Source organism: Micromonospora sp. Mcm103, assembly GCF_024519755.1.
Classification (GTDB): Bacteria; Actinomycetota; Actinomycetes; order Mycobacteriales; family Micromonosporaceae; genus Micromonospora; species Micromonospora aurantiaca.
Map to the genome: position 1 here is coordinate 37,113 of NZ_JALJRJ010000014.1, position 19,412 is coordinate 56,524.

19 protein-coding genes are annotated in these 19,412 nt (G+C 74.8%); 9 read left to right on the top strand and 10 right to left on the bottom strand.

Annotated elements, in window-relative coordinates; all coding sequences use genetic code 11:
* Positions 1-4: 4 nt before the first annotated feature.
* Positions 5-1,144: an acyl-CoA dehydrogenase family protein gene (locus tag OC439_RS18225; protein WP_262014467.1), complete on the bottom strand. Its 1,140-nt coding sequence runs from the start codon at positions 1,142-1,144 to the stop codon at positions 5-7.
* Positions 1,145-1,276: 132 nt separating this feature from the next.
* Between OC439_RS18225 and OC439_RS18230 the strand changes: the two genes are divergently transcribed.
* Positions 1,277-1,537, top strand: a complete 261-nt coding sequence (locus OC439_RS18230; RefSeq protein WP_135239735.1) for a hypothetical protein — start codon at positions 1,277-1,279, stop codon at positions 1,535-1,537.
* 37 nt (positions 1,538-1,574) lie between these two features.
* Here OC439_RS18230 and OC439_RS18235 read toward each other — a convergent pair whose 3' ends face one another.
* On the bottom strand, positions 1,575-2,183 hold the full coding sequence (locus OC439_RS18235; protein ID WP_262014468.1) for an NADPH-dependent FMN reductase: 609 nt from the start codon (positions 2,181-2,183) through the stop codon (positions 1,575-1,577).
* Between the two features lie 193 nt (positions 2,184-2,376).
* Here OC439_RS18235 and OC439_RS18240 point away from each other — a divergent pair, with 193 nt between their 5' ends.
* Together OC439_RS18240 and OC439_RS18245 are read left to right on the top strand one after the other, a co-directional pair.
* Positions 2,377-3,465, top strand: a complete 1,089-nt coding sequence (locus tag OC439_RS18240; protein ID WP_262014469.1) for a phosphotransferase family protein — start codon at positions 2,377-2,379, stop codon at positions 3,463-3,465.
* A 12-nt stretch (positions 3,466-3,477) separates the two neighbouring features.
* Complete coding sequence (locus tag OC439_RS18245) at positions 3,478-4,476, top strand: hypothetical protein (RefSeq protein ID WP_262014470.1); 999 nt, start codon at positions 3,478-3,480, stop codon at positions 4,474-4,476.
* Between the two features lies 1 nt (position 4,477).
* Here OC439_RS18245 and OC439_RS18250 read toward each other — a convergent pair whose 3' ends face one another.
* Both OC439_RS18250 and OC439_RS18255 read right to left on the bottom strand, forming a co-directional pair.
* Positions 4,478-6,226: a carbamoyltransferase C-terminal domain-containing protein gene (locus tag OC439_RS18250; protein WP_262014471.1), complete on the bottom strand. Its 1,749-nt coding sequence runs from the start codon at positions 6,224-6,226 to the stop codon at positions 4,478-4,480.
* Positions 6,190-6,453, bottom strand: coding sequence for an acyl carrier protein (locus OC439_RS18255; RefSeq protein ID WP_167796881.1), 264 nt, complete (start codon positions 6,451-6,453; stop codon positions 6,190-6,192). The genes OC439_RS18250 and OC439_RS18255 overlap by 37 nt, the downstream gene beginning before the upstream one ends.
* 141 nt (positions 6,454-6,594) lie before the next feature.
* Between OC439_RS18255 and OC439_RS18260 the strand changes: the two genes are divergently transcribed.
* Positions 6,595-7,242, top strand: a complete 648-nt coding sequence (locus OC439_RS18260) for a GNAT family N-acetyltransferase (RefSeq protein WP_262014472.1) — start codon at positions 6,595-6,597, stop codon at positions 7,240-7,242.
* A 13-nt stretch (positions 7,243-7,255) separates the two neighbouring features.
* Here OC439_RS18260 and OC439_RS18265 read toward each other — a convergent pair whose 3' ends face one another.
* Entirely contained in the window at positions 7,256-8,578 is a 1,323-nt protein-coding gene (locus tag OC439_RS18265; protein WP_194800077.1) for an acyl-CoA dehydrogenase family protein, read from the bottom strand.
* 231 nt (positions 8,579-8,809) lie between these two features.
* On the opposite strand from OC439_RS18265, the gene OC439_RS18270 reads away from it, so the two are divergent.
* A complete protein-coding gene (locus tag OC439_RS18270) occupies positions 8,810-10,414 on the top strand; it encodes a (2,3-dihydroxybenzoyl)adenylate synthase (RefSeq protein WP_262014473.1) in 1,605 nt (534 codons plus the stop codon).
* Positions 10,414-10,896: a PaaI family thioesterase gene (locus OC439_RS18275; protein WP_135239728.1), complete on the top strand. Its 483-nt coding sequence runs from the start codon at positions 10,414-10,416 to the stop codon at positions 10,894-10,896. The genes OC439_RS18270 and OC439_RS18275 overlap by 1 nt, the downstream gene beginning before the upstream one ends.
* Positions 10,897-10,943: 47 nt before the next feature.
* Here OC439_RS18275 and OC439_RS18280 read toward each other — a convergent pair whose 3' ends face one another.
* The gene (locus tag OC439_RS18280; RefSeq protein ID WP_262014474.1) at positions 10,944-12,038 is read right to left on the bottom strand and encodes a class I SAM-dependent methyltransferase; all 1,095 of its coding nucleotides are present in this window, start codon (positions 12,036-12,038) and stop codon (positions 10,944-10,946) included.
* A gap of 67 nt (positions 12,039-12,105) precedes the next feature.
* Here OC439_RS18280 and OC439_RS18285 point away from each other — a divergent pair, with 67 nt between their 5' ends.
* Complete coding sequence (locus OC439_RS18285) at positions 12,106-13,398, top strand: condensation domain-containing protein (protein WP_262014475.1); 1,293 nt, start codon at positions 12,106-12,108, stop codon at positions 13,396-13,398.
* Between the two features lie 10 nt (positions 13,399-13,408).
* Here the strand turns inward: OC439_RS18285 and OC439_RS18290 are convergent, their stop codons facing one another.
* Positions 13,409-13,855, bottom strand: a complete 447-nt coding sequence (locus OC439_RS18290) for a VOC family protein (protein WP_135239725.1) — start codon at positions 13,853-13,855, stop codon at positions 13,409-13,411.
* Between the two features lie 96 nt (positions 13,856-13,951).
* Here OC439_RS18290 and OC439_RS18295 point away from each other — a divergent pair, with 96 nt between their 5' ends.
* Positions 13,952-15,403, top strand: a complete 1,452-nt coding sequence (locus OC439_RS18295) for an MFS transporter (RefSeq protein ID WP_262014476.1) — start codon at positions 13,952-13,954, stop codon at positions 15,401-15,403.
* A 3-nt stretch (positions 15,404-15,406) separates the two neighbouring features.
* Entirely contained in the window at positions 15,407-16,273 is an 867-nt protein-coding gene (locus OC439_RS18300; protein ID WP_194800071.1) for an acyl-CoA thioesterase, read from the top strand.
* Positions 16,274-16,277: 4 nt separating this feature from the next.
* On the opposite strand, the gene OC439_RS18305 is transcribed toward OC439_RS18300, so the two are convergent.
* Genes OC439_RS18305 through OC439_RS18315 form a run of 3 tightly spaced genes read right to left on the bottom strand, consistent with a single transcriptional unit; the run spans position 16,278 to position 19,411 of the window.
* A complete protein-coding gene (locus OC439_RS18305; protein ID WP_135239722.1) occupies positions 16,278-16,685 on the bottom strand; it encodes a VOC family protein in 408 nt (135 codons plus the stop codon).
* Between the two features lie 9 nt (positions 16,686-16,694).
* Positions 16,695-17,975, bottom strand: a complete 1,281-nt coding sequence (locus tag OC439_RS18310; RefSeq protein WP_262014477.1) for a cytochrome P450 — start codon at positions 17,973-17,975, stop codon at positions 16,695-16,697.
* 32 nt (positions 17,976-18,007) lie between these two features.
* A complete protein-coding gene (locus tag OC439_RS18315; RefSeq protein WP_262014478.1) occupies positions 18,008-19,411 on the bottom strand; it encodes an FAD-dependent oxidoreductase in 1,404 nt (467 codons plus the stop codon).
* Position 19,412 lies beyond the last annotated feature (1 nt).

Here is a 19,412-nt window from a genome sequence, read left to right on the forward strand (position 1 = left end):
GGGTTCAGCGTGATCGGGGCAGGCCGAGCACCCGTTCGGCGAGGACGTCGCGCAGCACCTCGCTGGTGCCGCCCTCGATGGTGTTGCCCCGGCTGCGCAGCAGGCGGTCCCGCCACAGCGCCGTGGCGCGTTCGTCGGCCGCGGCGACCTCCGCGCCCAGGTGCGCCAGCCGCTGGTTGGCCTGCGACCAGAGCAGCTTCACCACCGAGGTGCGGGGACCGGGTTCGCCGCCCTCGGCCAGCTCGGCCAGCAGCCGCAGGTTGGTCCAGCGCAGCGCGGCCAGGTCCGTCCAGATGACGGCGAGGCGGTCGCGGACGCCCGGGTCGTCGGCCAGCGGGCAGGCCCGCAGCAGCGCGACGAACTGGCGCAGGTGCTCCTCCAGCCGGGCGGTGAGGGTGAAGCCGAACGTGCCGCGCTCGTGGGCCAGGGTCGTCATCGCCACCCGGAACCCGTCACCGGGCTCGCCGAGCACCGCGCCGGCCGGCACCCGCGCGCCGTCGAACGAGATCTCGGCGAAGTCGGCGCGCCCGGTGATCTGCCGCAGCGGCCGTACCGTCACGCCGGGCGTCCGCAGGTCCACCAGCAGGCAGGTGAGTCCGCGGTGGCGTTGTCCGCCGGTCCGCGCCAGCAGCAGGCAGTGGTCGGCGACGGCGGCGTACGAGGACCACAGCTTCTGCCCGTCGACGACGTAGGCGTCCCCGTCGAGTCGCGCGGTGGTGGCCACGGCGGCCAGGTCGCTGCCCGCCTCGGCCTCGGAGAAGCCCTGGCAGAACAGCAGATCCCCGCGCATGATGCCGGGCAGGTAGTGGGCCCGTTGCGCGGGCGTGCCCCAAGCGACGACGGTCGGGCCGACCATCCCCAGCCCGATCACGCCGGCCTGTTCGGTGGCGCCCCGGCGGGCCGACTCCTCCAGGAAGATCGCCTGGTGCCCGAGCGGCAGCCCTCGGCCGCCGTACTCGACCGGCCAGCCCAGTCCGGCGTAACCGGCGGCGTGCAGGCGGCGCGCGTACGTGGTCAGGAAGTCCCTGTCGAACCAGCGGGCCCGGGCGGCGGCGGGGTCGTCCACGGCCGGGACCGCCTCCGCGAGCCAGGCACGTGCCCGGGCGCGGAAGGCGGCCTCGTCGGGCGAGTCACGCAGGTCCATGGCCGGACGCTAGCCGACCCGCCCGGCAAAGGCGAGATACACGAAGCGACAAGGCATGACAGGCGGCACCGGCTCTCCTAGGATCACTGGCGGATCCGGGCCGCCGAACGCCCCGGTCGAGAGGAGCATCGGGTGACCGACACCGAGACCGCCGGCCAGCGCCCCGGCGCCGGAACGCTGAGCTTCGCCCGCGACATCCGGCCGCTGTTCCGCGAGATGGACGTGGCCGAGATGACGTTCCTGCTGGACCTGACCAGCCTGGACGACGTCCGGGACTACGCCGAGTCCATCCTGGAGCGGGTCGCGGACGGCTCCATGCCCTGCGACGCGCCGTGGGAGGCGGAGAAGGTGGAGCTGTTCCGCAGCTGGATCGCGCAGGGCATGGCCGCCTGACCGGTCCGGAGCCGGGCCGGGCCGGCTCCGGACCGCCCTACACGAACGTGAGCAGGGACGGATCGGGCAGCATCGGCAGGATCGGGTCCGCGACCGCGGGCAGCACCCCGGCGAGGACCGGCGCGGCCGCCGAGCACCACCGCCCCACCACGTCGTCGAGCCGGTCGAACTGCGACTCCAGCACGGACAGCCCGGGCACCGGCACGCTGGCGTCCAGCGCCAGCAGCAGCGGCCGCAGGTGGCTGTCGACGGCGTGCTGGTCGGCCGCGCGCGCCGCGGTCATCACCGGCACCGCCACCGTCGCGCCCAGCGCGCGCCGGGGAAGCGGGTCCACGAACAGCTTGAGCAGCCCGGTGTAGGAGCCCTTGAACGTGGGCGTGGCCACCAGCAGCAGCCGGGCCGACGTCACCTGCCGGTACGCCTCGGCCAGCGCCGCCGGCGGCGGCTGCGCCCAGTCGGCGGTGGCCAGCAGCGGGGTCAGCCCCGACAGGTCCACCACGGACGGCTCGGCCAGGCGTACGCCGCGCGCGGCCAGGCACTCCGCCAGCGTGTCCGCCGCCCGGCGCGCCACGTTCGCGGTGCGCGACCCCTGACGCGGGTTGCCCAGCAGGACCGTCACCGGGTGCGGCCCGTTCGACTCGATCACCACACGGCTCCCCTCGCGCCACCGGCCCGGACGGCGACCGGCGGTCCTCCGCGCCGGTGCACCCGGCGGGTTCACGTCGCTATCCTCGCCGATGACGCATCAGTGTCGATACGAGATACGGAGTGCGAGTGCCGATCGCGCGCATCCTCCAGGCCGTCGTCCGTCCCCGCGCCGCGTCACCGGCCGGGCCCCGATGAGCGCCCCCGCTCCGGTGAGCGTGCCGGTGCGGCCGTTCCGGGAGCCCGGACTGGTCACCCCCGGCCGGCTCACCGAGGTGCTGGTCGCCGCCGGCGCCGCCGCGCCCGGTGACCGGGTCGACGCGGTCACCGCCACCCCGCTCGGGCTGGGCAAGCTCGGGCACAACGTCCGGTACGAGCTGGCCTGGGCCGGCGGGAGCGGGCCGGCCAGCGTCGTCGGCAAGTTCCCGGCGCTGGACGAGCGCAGCCGGCACACCGGGCAGGGCAGCGACGCGTACCGCCGGGAGGTGGCGTTCTACCGGGAGCTGGCCGGCGCCCTGCCGCTGCCGGTGCCGCGCTGCTACGCGGCCGGGTACGACGAGTCCTCCGGCGACTTCGTGCTGCTGCTCGGCGACGCCGCGCCGGCCCGCCCCGGCGACCAGCTCACCGGCTGCACCGTCGACGAGGTCGCGACCGTGCTGACCGGGCTCGCCGCGGCGCAGGCCGTCCACTGGGACCGCCCGGCACCCGGCTGGCTGCCGGTACGCGGCGCGGACGGCGGACGGCGGCTGGGCGCGGCGTACCGGCTCACCGCCGGGGCCTTCGCGGAACGCTTCGGCGACCTGCTCTCCCCCGCCGCGCTCGGCGTCGTCGAGGCGCTGCGCACCCGGATCCGGGGCTGGGTGCGGGCGGACCGGCCGCCGCTGACGCTGCTGCACGGCGACCTGCGGGTGGACAACCTGCTGTTCACCGACGGCCCGCAACCGGCGGTGACGGTGGTGGACTGGCAGACCGTCCAGCTCGGACCGGGGCCCAGCGACGCCGCGTACCTGGTCGGCGGCAGCCTCCCCACCGACGTGCGCCGGGCGCGGGAGGCGGAGCTGTTCGCGTCGTACCACGACGCCCTGCGCGCCGCCGGGGTGCGGTGGAGCCGGGACGAGTGCTGGCGCTCGTACCGGGTGAACACCGTCGCCGGTCTGCACATGACCGTCGTCGGGGCGATGCTCGTCGCCCGCGACGGGCGCGGCGACGCGATGTTCGTGGCGATGGCCGAACGGCACGCCGCGCACGTCACCGACCTCGACGCGCTGACCCTGCTGAGCTGAGATCGGAGCGCGATGGACATCCTCACCGCCGCGGACGAGGACTTCGTCCACTTCACCCGCCCGCCCGGCCCGCGCCTGCCCCGGGCGTACCGGCACTGGCGGGAGAGCTACTTCTTCGTGGCCCACCCGGACCGGGCCGACGGCGACGTGTTGCTGGTGACGCTCGGCCACCACCCGTACCGGGGTGTCGTGGACGCGTACGTGATGGTGCGCGTGGACGGACGGCTCCGCTTCGACAGGTTCTCCCGCCCGGCCGGCGGTGACCGGCCGGACCCGGTGGCCGGGCCGGTCGCGGTGACCGTCGAGGAGCCGTACCGCCGGGTCGGCGTCCGCGCGTCCGGTCCCGGCGTGCCGGTGCCGCTGGAGCTGACGTTCACCGCGCGGACCGCGCCGCACGCGCTGCCCCGGGGCGTACTGGACGGCCCCGGCGGCCCGGTGTGGGACCAGCGGCACATGTTCCAGTCCGGCTGGTTCGACGGCGCCTACTGGGTCGACGGGGAACGCCGCCCGGTGCGGCGGTGGTGGGGCCAGCGGGACCACTCCTGGGGCGTACGCGACCACCGCAACGTGCCGGCCTGGATGTGGTTCGCGGTGCAGCTTCCCGACGGCATGCTGGGCCTGTGGTGCTGGGAGTACCCGGACGGCTCGCGGGTGTTCACCGAGGGCTGCTGGGCGCCGGCCGGTGACGCGCCGCCGGTGCCGCTCACCTCGTTCACGCACGAGCTGGACTGGACCGGCGCGGACGGCTCCCCGGTCGGCTACGGCCGCGACGGCGAGGCGGTGACCGGGCTGGCCGGCACCGTCACCACGGCCTTCGCCGACGGCAGCACGATCCGGCTGACCGGCGCCGGCGCGTGGTCGGCGCGGTACGGCCGGCTCGGCGGCGGCCAGCAGCTGATGGCGGTACGCACCGACGACGGCCGGACCGGCACGGCCATCTACGAGATCACCGGTGCGCGGCACCACCGGTTCTTCCCGGTCGCACGGGCCACCGGGGTGCCGCAGCGGTGAGTCAACCGGCGGCGCCGGCTCCCGGGTCGGCGTCGGAGGTGAACAGCGTCCCGTTCGACCAGACGTACCGGACCTGACCCCAGCGCATCACCGACTCGGCGTCCGGGAAGAACCCGCTGCCGCGGAAGTTGGCGCTGGTGTTGCAGAGCACCGGCACGCCGGTGCTGCGCTCGTACGCGGTCAGCAGCCGCCACATCAGCTCGTTGTCCGGTCCGACGGTCTCCAGCCGGGCGCTGTTGTCGACGTGCGCGACCGCCGGGATGCGCGAGCGCCACTGCGGCCGGATCTGGTGGTCGAACAGCATGTACGGGTCGGGCGTGCCCGGGTCGAAGACCTCCGGCGCCCGGTGCTCCAGGCAGATCGGCGCGACCGGACGGTAGGGCTCCCGGCCCTTCACCGCGTTGAGCCGGTCCTTCATCGCCGCCGAGGTGGGCGGCGCGATGATGCTGCGGTGGCCCAGCGCGCGCGGGCCCAGCTCGGCCCGGCCGCTGACGACCACGACCGGTTCGCCGTGCACCTCCAGGATCTTGGCCAGCTCCTCGATCTCGCAGGGCTGCGCCGACCACCCGGGCGGCGGCTGGCCGACGTCGCGCACGCCGGGCCCGGCGAACACCGACCACTCCAGGTCGGCCCGGCCGGTGCGGCGCACCATCTCGGTGCAGGCCGCGCCGATCGCCGAACCGCTGTCGTTGGGGAACGGCGGCACCCAGACGCCGGCGAACCGGCCGCTCGCCCGCAGCCCGGCGTTCCACTTGATGTTGAGCGCGCAGCCGCCGGACAGGCAGATCGGCAGGCCGTCCAGGTCCGGCCGCCGGGACAGCAGGCCGTCGAGCCCGGCCGCGAAGACCCGGAACAGGAACTCCTGGATCGAGCCGACGAGCGCCGCGTCGGACAGGCCGAGCGGCGCGGTACGGGTGAGCACGCGGCGGCTCCACAGGTACGCCGGGATCGCCGCGTCGACCAGGCCGATCTCCTCGGTCACGGCGGCCATCACGGCCACCGCCTCCTCGCTGACCGTGTCCAGCGCCGCGTACGCCATCGCCTTGCCCGCGATCGGCAGCAACGCCTCCAGGCCGGGACCGGGATCGTTCGCGCGCCGGGTGCCGTGGTCGATCTTGAACGGCGCGAAGTGCGAGCAGAAGATCGGGAACAGCGCGCCGGAGATCGAGCCCACCGGCCCCAGGCACTCCAGGCTCACCCGTTCCGGGTCGAACACGTACAGGCACGGCACCATGCCGCCGTCCCAGACGGTGATCAGGGCACGCTGCCGCCGGGCGGCGAACGGGCTGGTGCAGTAGCTGGACAGCGCGTGGTCGGTGGCGTGGCTGAAGCTGCGGAACGGCGTCGGCGCCCCGAGCAGCGGCGCGCTGCCGGTCACCCCGGTCAGCAACCGGCCGGCGCCCGGCTCGTCGTGGTAGCCGGCCACCTCGACCGGGTGCAGCGTGCCGCCGGCGTCGGCGACCTCGACCCAGGTCTCGCCCTGCGCGCCGCGCGCCCAGCCGTCCACCGCGACGCCGGCGAGGTCACCCGGGGCCAGGCCGTTGGCGGCGAGCTGGGCGACGATGTCGGCCGCCTCGTGCATGGTGGCGTGCCGGGGCCGGTTCTCCAGCTTCTCCGCCTCGATCGAGAACAGCAGGCGGTTCCCCTCGATGGCGGCGACGCCGCCGTCGTGCGTGAGTTTCAGGCCGCACCACACCTCGGGCGTCGGCATGCTCAGCCCGACCGCTGCGCGCTGATGACGGACACGCACTCGTTGACAGTGGGATTCTCGAACAGCAGGAACAGATCGATGACCTCGCCGAACTCCTCGTTGATGCGGTTGCACACCTGCATCAGCTGGATGGAGTCGAGCCCGAGGTCGAAGAAGCTCTCGTCGGGCCGTACGTCGACGCCCGCGACCTCCTCGACGATGCCGTGCACGACGGTGGCGGGATCCGCCCTGTTCGTTTCCTGGCCGCTCGCCTGGTCCAAAGCCATCTCGTCTTCCCCACTCCGGTCGGTGCGACAGAACCGAGAACTCCGAGGCAACATAGGTGCCGGATCGCCGCCGCCACAAGGATCACGGACGCCGTCGTCACGCCCCTGCCCGGGCCGCCGCGCCGCTGTTAGCGTGCGCCCGTGACCGACACCAGAGCCGTACCTCGGACCCTGCCCACACTCCAGATACGAGAGCTGCGCAAGGACGACCGCCGGCCGGCCGCCGGACTGGTCGCCCGCGCGATGCGGGACAACCCCACCACGTACGCGATGTTCGGCGACGAGCCGCTGGACCGGCTGGCCGGGCTGATGCCCATCTGGACGGCCTTCTTCCACCGTCCCGCGCCGCCGCAGATCGGCGCGTTCTACAAGGGCTGCCTGGTCGGCGCCGCCGCGGCGGTCCCGCCCGGCGGCTGCATCGGCACCGCGCTGGACAGCGACGCCCGCCGGATCGCGCTCGGCGCGGCGCCGCCGGTGGGCGACCCGGCCCGGGCCGAGTACGTCCGGGCGCACTACGCGATCCACGACCTGGCCGAGCCACACTGGCACGTCGGTCCGGTCGGCGTCGAGCCGCGCTTCCAGGGCCGGGGCATCGGCGAGGCGCTCATGCAGGCGCTGCTCGACGTGATGGCCGGCGACCCGCGTCCCACCTGGGGCGAGACCGACACCGAGGCGAACGTGCGCTTCTACACCGCGCTCGGCTGGGAGCTGACCAAGACCGTCGAGGTCGTCGGCATCCCGCTGTGGTACCTGCGCCGCGACGGGCGGCCGGCGGACCGCACGGGCTGACGGCCCTCCCCCGTCAGCCGGCGGCCGCCGCCGCGCGGGCCGACGCCAGGCTGTCCCGCAGTTCCTCGAACGGGTCCAGGCCCAGCGCGGTACGCCCGACGAACTCCAGCGCCTCCGGCGGCGAGTACGGCTGCATGAACCCGCCCGCGCGCACGTCCCGGTAGAGCCGGTTGAGCAGGTGCCCGGTCCGGTACGACTGGCCGCCGGTCACCGCCATCGCGCGGTCGACCACCGCGGCGGCGGACCGGTTCACGACCAGCTTCGCGACCTGGAAGTCCTCGATGGCGCGGTACGCGTCGGCCGGCTCCACCTCGGCGTCGGGGCGGGCCAGGAACGCATCGATCGCCTCCGCGGCCCGGCCCAGCGTGGCCCGCGCGACGGCCAACTCCACCGCCATCTCCGCCACCTGCGACCGCACCGGCGCGCGGTGTGCGAGCAACTGGCCGGAGGGCTGCTGGCGGCGCGTCACGGCCAGCTCCGTCACGTGGCTCATCGCCCGCTCGGCGATGCCCACGTACGCGGCCACGAGCGGGAAGTTCACCGCCAGCAGGCCCGGCCACTCGGTGGCCATCTCCCCCAGTGGGCGGCCGACCAGCACCATGTCCCGCCCGACGACGCAGTCGGTGAAGCGGATGTCGTGGCTGCCCGAGCCCCGCATGCCGAGTGCGTCCCAGGTGCGTTCCACTGTCATCCCTGGTGTGCCGGTGCGCACCACGGCGGTGCCGGCGTTGAACCAGCCCGCGCCGTCGGGCACCCGCAGGAACACCACCACCGTCTCGGCGATCTCGGCGTTCGTGGCGAAGATCTTGTGCCCGTTGATCCGGTAGCCGCCGGGGACCGGCTCGGCCGTCGTACGCGGGAAGCTGATCGCCCCGCCGCCGGGCTCGGTGCCGGCGTGCGACACCACGATGCGGCCCCGGCCGAGCAGCCGCAGCAGCATGGTGAGCTGCGGCGGCGGCTGCGCGGCGGCCCGCCAGCCCCGGGCCGTGCTCCACACGAACCCCAGGTGCATGTTCGCGGCGATCGCGGTGGACGGGCAGCCGCGGGCGAGCCGGGACACCGCGACGACGAGGTCGTGCAGGGACGACACGCCGAGGCCGCCGAACTCCCGCGGCGCGGTGGCGGCGAGGAAGCCGCTGGCCTTCATCGCCTCGAAGTTCTCCCGGACGAACGTGTTGTCCCGGTCGTGGTCGGCGGCGCGGGTGGCGAAGTCGGCGGCGTGCTCCTGCGCCAGCTCCACCATCCGCCGGCCGGCCTCGGTGCGGGCGGTCAGCTCACCCGCGTCCGACCGGCACTCCTTGCCCCGCCCGTCGCCGCCGTTGACATCCGGGCCCATACGTCCCCTCCCGTCGGATGACAGTGCCCCGGCCGGGCGGCCGGCTGTGCAACTGATGCGCATCCGCAGTCGCACCCGGTCAGGACCGGGGGGACCTGCGCCCGCGCAGGATCGCAGCCGGGCCCCGCGGGCGGCAACGCTGACCGCTTGCCGGGCCGCGACGGCACCGGCCAAGGTGGAGCGCACCTCGCCCGAGGCGGACGCGTCCACAGTTGACAGGGGAGTCGTGCGGTGCTGAAAGGTTGTGTCGCCTGGCCCGAGACGGACGCGGAACGCTACCGCGCCGCGGGCATCTGGACCGGTGAGCTGCTCGGCGAGATCGGCCGTGAGGGGGCGCGCCGGCACCCCGGCCGCACCGCCGTCGTCGACACCGGCGGCCGGATGACCTACGCCGAACTCGACGCCGCCGCCGACCGGTTCGCCGCCGGTCTGCACCGGCTCGGCCTGCGCGCCGAGGACCGGGTCGTGGTGCAACTGCCGAACACGGCCGCGTTCGTGGTGGTCGCGCTCGGCCTGTTCCGCCTCGGCGCCGTACCGGTGTTCGCGCTGCCGTCGCACCGCGAGGCCGAGCTGACCTACCTGGCCCGGCACACCGAGGCGCGGGCGCTGGTCGTGCCGGACCGCTTCGGCGGGTACGACCACCGGCCGCTGGCCGCGACGGTGGCCGCGTCGGCCGCCGGCCTCGACCACGTCATCGTGGCCGGGGAGCCCGGGCCGCACCTGGCTCTGAGCGACGTGCGGGACGAGCCCCGGGAGCTGCCCGCCCCGGATCCCGGCGACGTCGCGTTCTTCCTGCTCTCCGGCGGCACCACCGGGCTGCCGAAGCTGATCCCCCGCACCCACGACGACTACGCCTACCAGCTGCGCCGCAGCGCCGAGGCGCTCGGCGTGGACGAGCACGGCGTCTACCTCGCCTCGCTGCCGGCGGCGCACAACGCGGCGCTGGGCTGCCCCGGCGTGCTCGGCACGCTGCGCGCCGGCGGCCGGGTCGTGCTCAGCCCGACACCGAGCCCGGACGACGTGTTCCCCCTGATCACCGCCGAGGCCGTCACGCTGACCACGCTGATGCCGCCGCTGCTGGCGGTCTGGCTCGACCTCGCCGGCGACTACGGCGTGGACCTGTCCGGCGTGCTGCTGGAGGTCGGCGGCGCGCCGCTGCGCCCGGAGGTGGCCCGGGAGATCCTGGGCCGAGGGCTGCGGCTGAGCCACTGGTTCGGGATGGCCGAGGGACCGCTGTGGTACACCCGGCTGGACGACCCTCCGGAGACGATCGCCACCACCCAGGGCCGGCCGCTGATCCCGGCCGACGAGTACCGCGTCGTCGACGAGCACGACCGGGACGTCCCGCCGGGCGGCGTCGGGGAGTTCCTGGTCCGCGGGCCGACCACGCTGCGCGGCTACTACGACGCGCCGGAGTACAACGCCACCGCGTTCACCGCCGACGGCTACCTGCGCACCGGCGACCTGGTCCGGCTCACCCCGGAGGGCAACCTGATGGTCGCCGGGCGGATCAAGGACGTGATCAACCGTGGTGGCGAGAAGATCGGCGCGGCCGAGCTGGAGAGCCAGATCGAGGCCCATCCGGCCGTACGCGCCGCCGCCGTCATCGCGGTGCCCGACCCGGCGCTGGGCGAGAAGATCTGCGCCGTGGTGGTCCGGCGCGACGACGGCGGCGGCCTCGACCTCGCGGAGCTGCGCGCCTTCCTGACCGGCCGGGGGCTGGCCGCGTACAAGCTGCCGGACCGGCTGGAGGTGGTGCCCGCGTTCAGCCACACCGGCGCCGGCAAGGTCGACAAGCGGGCGCTGCGCCGGTCCCTCACCGGGGACGGCGCCTGATGGCCGTACGACGGCTGGACGAGCACAGCGGCCCGCTGGAGACGCACTGCTTCGTGTGCAGCCCGATCAACGAGCACGGGCTGCGGATCCCGTTCTCCTACGACGACGAGCGCGCCGAGGTGCTCGCCTCGTTCACGTTCGCGCAGCGGCACTCCGGCGCGCCGACGTACGTGCACGGCGGGCTGAGCCTGGCCGTGCTGAACGAGGCGATGGCGTGGGCGGTGGTGGCCGGCGCCCGGCGCTTCGCGGTCACCGTCGACACCACCGCCCGGTTCGTCCGGCCGCTGCGCATCGGCGCCGACTACCGGGTGCGCGCCCGGATCGCGACGACCGCCCCCGACCGGCTCGGCACGACGGGCACGATCGTCGACGGCGCCGACCGGGTGTGCGTGGAGGCCACCGCGGAGTTCCGGGTGCTGTCCGAGTCGACGGCGAGCCGGCTGAGCGCCCGGGTGGCGGCCCGCCGCGACCCGTCCGCCTGATCCGCAGGCGGCCCGGCCGGGCCGGCCCCGTGAGACGGCCGGTCCGGTCAGGCCGGCGGGGCCAGGCGGTAGAGGCGGTGGAAGCGGTGCTCCACCGGCAGCACCGTGGTCGCGGCGAAACCGGCCCGCTCGGCGTAGCGGCGCACCGTGTCCGGCCGCATGACGGTGCCGGTGCCGGCTGGGGCGCCGCCGTCGTCGCCGTCGCCGGTCAGGCCGACCGGCAGGCAGTGCAGCACGCTCACCGCGTACATGAACCGCTCGACCTCACCGGCCGGCGCAGTGAACCGCTCCCCCACCCGCGGCTCCATCAGCAGCACGCAGCCGCCCGGTCGCAGCAGGTCCCGGGCGGCGGTGAGCACCCGTACCGGCCGGCTCATGTCGTGCAGCGCGTCGAACACGCACACCAGGTCGCCGCGCTCGGCGCCGGGCCGCTCGGCCACGTCGGCGACGGTGAACACGACCCGCTCGGCCAGCCCGGCCGACGCGGCGCGGTCGCGGGCCACGTCGATCGCGGCGGCGCCCAGGTCGACACCGTGGACGGTGGCGAACGGGTACGCCAGCGCCAGCGCCAGCGAGGAGTCACCGGTGCCGCACCCGACGTCGATCGCCACCGCGCCGGGCCGGGACAGCCGGGCGTGTACGTCCGGCAGGGCGGTCCGGATCCAGCGCGGCAGCTCGTGCGTGAACACCGGCCGGTTCATGCCGGCCTGCGCGGCGCGGAACTCCTCGCCGTACTCGTCGTAGCCCACGCCCTCGCCCTTGGCGTACGCCTCGACCAGCCGGTCGAGCATCGGCGCCAGCCCGGCCACCGGCAGCACCGCGAGCGACAGCACCGCGAACGGGCTGGTGGCGTCGGTGAGCGCCTGCCGGTGTCCCTCGGGCAGGCGGAAGCGGCCGTCCCCGGCGGGCTCGACCACCCCGGCGGCGGCCTGCTGCTCCAGCCACTCGGTGGCGTGCCGGGCCCCGATACCGGCGCGCGCGGCCAGCTCGGCACCCGTCACGGGCCCTTCGCCGAGCACCCGGTAGAGCCCCAGCCGATGGCCGAGGTACATCGTCATCAGCTCGGCCGCGCCGAGGCTGTGCAGGAACAACCGCATCGACAGGGCCTGCGCCTGCCGCGCCGGTGAGCTGGACGGTTCCACCCTCGACCTCGTTTCACCGGCCGGATCGCATTGCGCCGGGCGTCGCCGGATCTCGATACTCCGGGGCATGGGCGTACGCGAAGTGCCGGCCTCGATCGGACAACGGTTGCTGTGGTTCCTGGAGCATTATCGGCCCGACTCGGCATCGCTCAACTGCCCCGTCGTGTGCCGCCTGCACGGCCCGCTGGACGTCGGCGAGCTGCAGATCGCGCTGGACCGGCTGGCCGCGCGGCACGAGGCGCTGCGCACCACGCTGGTGCGGCAGGGGCGCAACCTGGTGCAGCACGTGCACGACCCGGCGCCGGTACGGGTCCGCCACGTCGACCTGCCGGACCCGGACGAGGAGACGCTCGGCGCGGCGGTCGCGGCCGAGGTCCGCGACAACGTGGACGTCAGCGAGTGGCCGGTACGGGTGACGTTGTGGCGGCTCGGGCCGGACGAGCACGTGCTGTCGGTGAACATGCACCACCTGGTCTCCGACGCCTGGTCGTGCGGCATCATCGTGCAGGACCTGATCCGGCTGCTGGAGGCCGGCCCGGACGGCGAGCCGGACCTCACGCCGATCGGCTGGCAGTACCCGGAGTTCGCGCAGTGGCAGCACGAGCTGATGACCAGGGGCGAGCTGAAGCCGCACCAGGACTACTGGACCAGGCAGCTGACCGGGCTGACGCTGCCCGACGTGCCGATGCGTGAGCTGGACCCGCAGGCGCCGCGGCGCAGCTACCTGGAGGCCGAGACGATCGACCGCGAGACGTTCAACCGGCTGCGGCTGCTGGCCCGCACCGAGCGGACCACGCTGTTCACGGTGATGCTCTCGCTGTACTACCTGATCCTGCAGCGTGAGACCGGCAGCACCGACCTGGCGGTCGCGTCGTTGTTCGCCAACCGCTCCCGCCGCGAGGTGCAGTCGACTGTCGGGTTCTTCGCCAACATGCTGATGCTGCGCACGCGGATCCCGCAGGGCGCGAGCTTCCGCGAGGTGGTGCAGGCGACCCGCCGGACCGTGGTGGACGCGTTCCTGCACGAGGGCATCCCGTACCAGATGCTGCCGGTGCGGTTCCAGACGAACGGGCGGCGCGCCGACGACGTGGTGTTCCAGATGCTGCTCACGCCGCCACCGGGCACGAAGGTCACCGCGCGCGGCGTCGACTTCGACCTCTACGTGCCGGAGGCGCTGCGCAGCCGGTTCGGGCTGGAGCTGGGGCTGATCCCGCAACCCGGCGGCGACTGCCGGGCGCTGCTGTTCTACGACGACCAGTTCGACCCGGAGTGGGCGCGGGCGTTCCTCACCGACTACGTCGCGCTGGCCGTGCGGGCGGCGGGCGCGCCGGACCGGCGGCCGCAGCCGGACCCGGTCTGACGCGACGGCGCTACGCCGGGCGCACCTCGCGCCAGCCCGGCGCCAGCCGCACCTCGTCGGTCAGGTGCTGCCAGAACGTCCACTGGTGTCCGCCCGGGTCGGTGACGATGTAGATCCGTGCCCCGTACGGCTGGTCCTCCGGCTCGGGCGCGTCCACACCGGCCGCGACAGTGGCCTTGTGGTGGGCGTCGACGTCCTCGACGTACACGATGCACATGTGCCCGACCGGGCCGGGCGCCGACTGCTTCGCCCAGTAGCCGGGGTCGGCGCCGTGCAGCATGATGAGCGTGTCCCCGGCGTGCAGCTCCGCCTCCCGGACCACACCGGCCTCGTCGAGGTAGCGGACCTTCTCGGTGAAGCCGAACGTGCGGACCAGCCAGTCCAGCGCGGCGCCCGCGTCCTCGTAGTAGAGATACGGACTGTAACCCCGATAGTGTGTTCCGGTGAGATCGGCCATGCGGGCAGTATGCCAGCCCCGGCCGCCGCGCCCGAGCGCACGAGCCTCCCCGCCGCCGGCGCGTCCCGGGCCGGCCCGAGCCCTTGGAGCCCGCAAGTGACGACGACAGGAAAGGCGGCGCCGGCGCCGGCCCGCGCCGCCGGCGCGCCGAGCGGGGCGATCCTCGCGGTGGTCTGCCTCGCCCAGTTCATGGTCATCCTCGACGTCGCGATCGTGAACCTGGCGCTGGACCGGATGGGCGAGTCGCTGGCGATGGGCCCGGCCGAGCTGCAGTGGGTGGTGAACGCGTACACCATCGTCTTCGCCGGGTTCCTGCTGCTGGGCGGCCGCACCGCCGACCTGTTCGGACGCAAGCGGATGTTCCTCACCGGCCTGACCGTCTTCACCGTGGCCAGCCTCGTCGGCGGCTTCGCCCCGAACGCGGGCACGCTGATCGCCGCCCGGGCGGTGCAGGGCCTCGGCGGCGCGATCCTCGCCCCGACCACGCTGACGGTGCTGGTCACCACGTTCACCGACCCGAAGCAGCGGGGGCGGGCGATCGGCCTGTGGAGCGCGGTCGCCGCGTCCGCCGGCGCGATCGGCTCGCTGGCCGGCGGCGTGCTCACCGACCTGCTCAGCTGGCGCTGGGTGCTGTTCTGCAACGTGCCGCTGGGCGTGCTGCTGTTCGCCGGCGCGGCCTGGGCGCTCACCGAGTCGGCGCCGGCCGCCGGGGCGCGCCGCCGCCTCGACGTCACCGGCGCGGTCACCGTCACCGCGGGTCTGGCCACGCTCGTGTACGGCATCGTCGGCGTGCGGGAGCACCCGTTCCTCTCCGCTCCCGTCCTGGTACCGATCGCGGTCGGCGTCCTGCTGCTGGCGGTGTTCCTGGTGGTCGAGACGCGGGCGGCCGAGCCGATCATGCCGCCGGGTTTCTTCCGGCACCGCAACGTCGCGCTCGCCAACATCATCGCGCTGGTGGGCGGCACCGCGATGGTGTCGATGTTCTTCTTCCTGTCGCTCTTCCTCCAGCAGGTCCTCGGCTACCGGCCGATCGAGGCCGGGCTGGCGTTCCTGCCGCTGTCGATCGGCATCGTCGCCGGCTCCGGCGTCTCCACGAAGCTCCTGCCGGGCACCGGTCCCCGGCTGCCGCTGGTGGCCGGTGGCGTGGTCGCCGCGGCCGGACTGCTGTGGTTGTCCCGGACGCCGGCCGACGCGACGTTCCTGGTCGACCTGCTCGCCCCGACCGTGCTGATCGGGCTGGGCATCGGCATCGTGATGGTGCCGATCACCGCGGCGGCCACCAGCGGCATCCCGCCGGCCCAGGCGGGCCTGGCGTCCGGGGTCATCAGCAGCACCCGGCAGCTCGGCGGCGCGATCGGCCTGGCCACGCTGGTCACCGCCGCCGTGGCGCACGCGTCGCACCTGGCCGAGGCGGGGCGGTCCCCGGCTGTCGCCCTGGCCGCCGGGTACGACCGCGGCTTCCTGCTGGCCGCCGTGCTCATCGGCGTCGGCACCGTGGTCAGCCTGCTGACGCCGGGCCGCCCGGCGACGCCGGCGACGGCGGGCTGAGCCGTGGGCCACCTCGCCGAGGACACCACCATCGAACCGGCCGGCGACGGCCTGTTCCGGGCGAAGCTGTGCTCGGACTGGGCGCTGATGGGCCCGAACGGCGGCTACCTGGCCGCGGTGGCGCTGCGCGCCGCCCAGCAGACCCTGTCCCTGCCCCGGCCGGCGAGCCTGTCCTGCCAGTTCCTGAGCCCGCCCCGGTTCGGCTACGTCGACCTCGCGGTGGTGACGTTGCGGGCGACCCGCCGGGCGGCGGCGGCCCGGGTGTCCATGACGCAGTTCGGCCGGCCGGTGCTGGAGGCCATGGTGTGGGCGGCGCACGACGGGCTCACCGGCCCGGACGGGCCGTGGACGCCGATGCCCGAGGTGCCCGGTCCGGAGGAGCTGCCCGACCTGCGGGAGCTGCTGGAGGCGGAGGGGCGGGGCGTGCCGCCCTGGCACGACTGCGTCACGCTGCGGGAGCTGGCCGGGCGGACCACGCTGGAGACGCCGGCGCCGGTGGCGTTCAGCTGGGCCCGGTTCCAGCCGCAGGCCACCTTCGACGACCCGTGGCTGGACGCCTGCCGCTCGGTGATCCTGGTGGACAGTCTCCAGTGGCCGGCGGTGATGAACGCGTTCCCGGAGCTGGAGACGCAGTTGTTCGCCCCGAGCATCGACCTGTACGTGGCGTTCCACGACAGCGCCCCGGGTGACGAGTGGCTGCTGGTGAACGCGGCCGGGGTGGCGTCGCACCGGGGCGTGCTGGGTGGGGCGGCCCAGGTCTGGGCGCCGGACGGCCGGCTGGTGGCGGCGGGGATGCAGCAGATGCTGAGCACCTCCACCCGGCGGGGCGCCGCGATGGCACCCCGCCAGGTGCAGCCGACCCGTTCGTGAGCCGCTAGGCCGGGGCCGGGGTGCTGCCGGGCTGATAGGTGCCGATGATCCAGACGTTGCCCTCGGGGTCCCGGGCGGCGTACCCGCGGGACGTCCCGAAGTCCTCGTCCTTGAGTTCCCGGATGATCTCCGCGCCGGCCGCGACGGCGCGGGCGTGGTGCGCGTCCGGGTCGTCCACCACGAGGTAGAGGCCACCCTGCCCGACCTCGGTGGCCAGGCGGGTGCCGGTGCCGACGGAATTGACCATCACCGCTGAGCCGCGCCAGCCGAGCTCGGCGTGCGCGATGGTCCCCTCGGGGCCGGGGAACACCACGTTCTTGGTGAACCCGAACGCCTCGACCAGCCATTCGATCGCCTTTTCGGCATCCCGGTACAGCAGACACGGGTAGATGCCGACCGCATTCTCCGTCATGCCCGAACGCTACGACGCGGGCCAGCGCACCAACAGCCGTTCAGGTCCGTGGAACGAGGTGTTCGGGGCGTGGCCGAAGTCCTGGCCGGGCACCAGTTCCAGCGCGGGCAGGCGGCGGGTCAGTTCCTCCAGGACGACACGCAGTTGCAGCCGGGCCAGGTGCGCGCCGAGGCAGGCGTGGTTGCCGTCGCCGAACGCCAGGTGCCGGCGCACGCCGCGCCGCGCCGGATCGAACGTGTCCGGGTCGGCGAACATCTCGGCGTCCCGGTTGGCCGACGCCGTCACCAGCAGCAGCCGGGCCCCGGCGGGCAGCGGCACGCCACCCAGGACGGTGTCGCGGACCACCCGGCGCCGCCAGGCGACGACGGGGGGCCGCAGCCGCAGGCACTCCTCCACCGCGGCCGGGATGCCGGCCGGGTCGGCGCACAGCGCCGCCCACGCGCCCGGCGTCTCCAGCAGCGTCCGCACCGCGTTGGCCGCGCCGGACGCCGTGGTCTCGTGCGCCGCGGTGGTGCCGTTGAGCACCAGCGACTGCAGGTACGAGTCGCTGAACAGCTCCGGGTTGCGGGCCTGGGCGCGGACCGCGTGGGCGATCCAGCCGGCGCCCCGGCCGCCGGTCTCCTTGAGCCCGCTCACCAGGCGGGCGGCGTACTGCCAGTACCGGCCCATCACGTCGCACGCGGCCACCTGCTCGTCGTCGGTGGGCAGCCCCCAGTTGAACACGGCCTGGGACACCGAGTAGCCGCGCACCTCGGCCAGGTCCTCGTCCGGTACGCCCATGAAGACGGCGACGACCAGGGCGGGCACCTCCCACAGCAGCTCGGCCACCAGGTCGGCGTGGCCCCGGCCGGCGAACGCGTCGATCCGCTCGCCGACGAGCACGCGCACCCGCGGTTCCAGCCGCTGCACCCGGCGCCGGGTGAACGGCCTGGCGAGCCGGCGCCGCCGCCGCAGGTGCACCGGCTCGTCCTCGTTCGCCAGCACCGGGCCGCCGGTGAACCGCCGCCGGACCAGCTCGCGCAGGGCGGGACGGGACAGCGGGCGGTACGGGTCCATCGCGTTGGCGGCCGAGAACGTGTCCGGGTCGCCGAACACGGCACGCACGTCCCGGTACCGGGTGACGATCCAGTAGTCGAGGCCGGGGTGGTGGAAGACCGGCCGCTCGGCGCGCGCCCCGGCGAGACTCGCCCCGGCTTCGGCGTTGTAGGCGGGGCCGAACGGCTCGAAGTCCGCGGCGCCGGTCACCGGGCAGCGGGCGGGAGCGTCGGTCCGGGCGGGTCGTGCGTCCATGGTGGCCTCCGAAGGTGCCGTCCGGTCGCGGCTCAGGCGGCGACTATCGCCTCGAACTCCCGCCGGGCCGGTCCCTCGACGGCGTCGTCGGTGACGGTCCGGCCGTCGAGGAACCCGGTCACCCGGCGCACCACGTCACGGTCGCCGAGCAGCTGGGCGGGTGTGATGAGCAGGTGCGCCATGCGGCCGAGCGCGCGGGCGACGACCTCGTCCCGCCCGGCCAGCACCTCCATGCCGGCCATGAAGCGGGCGAACGGGTCGTCGGACACCGGCGGCGGCTGGCCGCGCAGCCCGGCCGCCATCCGCCGCAGGCCCGCGGTGTCGGCGGTGACCTGGGTGCGGTACCACACGCCGAGGTTGCGGGCGGTCCACGCCTCGAACGCGTCGGTGAACGCCGCCGAGCCCGGGTCACCGGCCGTGTCCAGGGTGCGGGCGAGCTGCTGGGCGTGCAGGAACGCGATCGAGACGCCCCGGCCGTAGGTCGGGTTCGTCTGGAGGGCGGCGTCGCCGAGCAGGACCAGCCCGGCCAGCGCCGGTCCGTCGTCGTCGTGCATCCGCTGCCAGCGGTTGGCGATGCCGGACATGGTGCGCACCGGCCCCTGCGGTACGCCCCGGCGGGCCCACCGGTGGGTGTGCGGCACCGCGGCGATGAACCGGTCCCACGTGGCCGGGCGGCGCAGCGCGTGGCGCAGCTCGTCCTGGTCGGACAGCGTCACCGACAGCGAGAAGGTGCCGTTGTCGGCCGGGAACGCGAGCGTGGCGGCGTACCCGAGGCTCATCGCGAGCGGCCGGTCCAGCGGTGGCAGCTCGGCGCCGGGCCGCAGCCGGTAGTGCCGGGTCAGGTAGACGAACCCGCACGGATGCACCAGCGCGGGCGGGCGGCGCACCTCGATCGAGTCGAGCAGCCGGGCGTGCCGTCCGGCGGCGTCCACGACGAGGTCGGCGGACACCACCTCGCCGGAGTCGAGCCGGACGCCGTCCACCGTCGGCACGCCGCCGTCCGGGCTCCCGGTGACCAGTGCGCGGGCGGTCGCACCGGGTCGCAGCCGTACGGTCGGTTCGCGTCCGACGGCGCGGCGCAGCACCGCCTCGTGCATCAGCCGCCGGGCGGCGAGCGCGAACTCGTCGACCGGCGGCGGCCCGGTGTGCAGGCGGCTGACCGGTACCCGCACCGCGCCGGCCGCGACGAGGTCGTCCAGGACGTCCGGCGCCTCCTCGGCCAGCACCCGGCACGACCGGGCCAGGAACTTGTGCGAGTGCCGTCCCTGCGGCAGGCCCGGCCGGTGCCAGTCGGTGAACCACCGGTCCGCGCCCGCGCCGTCCGGCGGCGCGGCGGCGTCGCGTTCCAGCAGCGTCACCTCGTGGCCCCGGCGGGCGCAGAACAACGCGGCGGCCAGGCCCGCCATGCCGGCCCCGACGACGGCGATCCGGCTCACG